1 protein-coding gene is annotated in these 1,299 nt (G+C 71.1%); it reads right to left on the bottom strand.

Annotated elements, in window-relative coordinates:
• Window positions 1-36: 36 nt before the first annotated feature.
• Window positions 37-1,254, bottom strand: coding sequence for an IS30 family transposase (locus AC07AL_RS38575; RefSeq protein ID WP_363629509.1), 1,218 nt, complete (start codon window positions 1,252-1,254; stop codon window positions 37-39).
• Window positions 1,255-1,299 lie beyond the last annotated feature (45 nt).

Below are 1,299 nucleotides of genomic sequence, written 5' to 3'. Positions count from 1 at the left end.
GTTTCTAGGGGTCGTTGCAACACGTGGTCGGTTTGATCAGGCCGCGATGAGTTTATGCAGGCGCTCGGCTGGGGTTTCCCAGCCGAGCGTTTTGCGTGGGCGGCTGTTGAGTTCGGCGGCGACGTGGGTCAGGTGTTCCGGGGTGTGGGCGGACAGGTCGGTGCCCTTGGGGAAGTACTGCCGCAGGAGGCCGTTGGTGTTCTCGTTGGAGCCGCGCTGCCAGGGGCTGGCCGGGTCGCAGAAGTAGACCGGGACGCCGGTGGCGACGGTGAACGAGCCGTGGGAGGCCATCTCGGAGCCCTGGTCCCAGGTCAGCGACCGCACCAGATGCGTCGGCAGGGTCCGCACGGTCTCCACCAGGGCGTCGCGCACGCGCTCGGCGGTGCGGCCGTGGGGCAGGTGCAGGAGCATGACGTAGCGGGTGGCGCGTTCGACCAGGGTGCCGATCGCGGAGGCGCCGTCCTTGCCGAGGATCAGGTCGCCCTCCCAGTGCCCGGGCACCGCCCGGTCCTCGACCTCGGCGGGGCGTTCGCTGATCATGACCATCGGGTCGATGAAGCGAGGCCTGCGGCAGTCGGCCTGGCGCTGGGGGACGCGGCGGGCGCGGCCGCTGCGCAGGGCACCGGCCAGCTCGCGCCGCAGTTCGCCCCGTCCTTGGATGTAGAGGGCCTGGTAGACGGTCTCGTGGGCCACGTGCATCTCCGGCCGCTCGGGGAAGGTGTCCCGCAGAGCCTGGCAGATCTGCTCCGGACTCCATTTCCGGTCCAGTTGGCGCTGGATGAAGTCCCGTAGCTGCGGGCTCTGGCTGATCTTGCCGGGTTTGGGCCGGGGCCGGCGGGCGTCGGCGCGGGCCTGCGCGGCGTGGGGCCGGTAACTGCCGCTGCCTGGATGGCGGTTGCGGCGAATCTCCCGGCTGACCGTGGAGGGGCTGCGGCCCAGTTCGGCGGCGATCGCGCGGACGGTGGCCTTCTCCCGCAGCCGGTCGGCGATGTGGATGCGTTCGTCCTCGCGCAGGTACCGGGACGGCCCGGACGGTGAGGGGACGGCCGCCCGCGCGGGCGGCCTCGGCCTCTTCACACGCCCCTCGGGCCGGCCGTGGCGCCACTCACGACCGGTCCGCTCGTGGATACCCACGAGCCGGGACGCCTCTCTGTTGCTGTAGCCCTGCTGCACGAGCCGGAAGTATTCCTCCCGCTCGCCGCGGAGCTTCCTGGGCCCCTGCGGCTTCCGGTCCCCTCGGATCTCGAAGTCCATCGCACACCTTGAGCTCGGGTGTTGCGACGACCGCTAGAACCCAAG

This window comes from Kitasatospora sp. NPDC043949, assembly GCF_056435365.1.
This window is presented reverse-complemented; position numbering and strand designations above follow the sequence as displayed.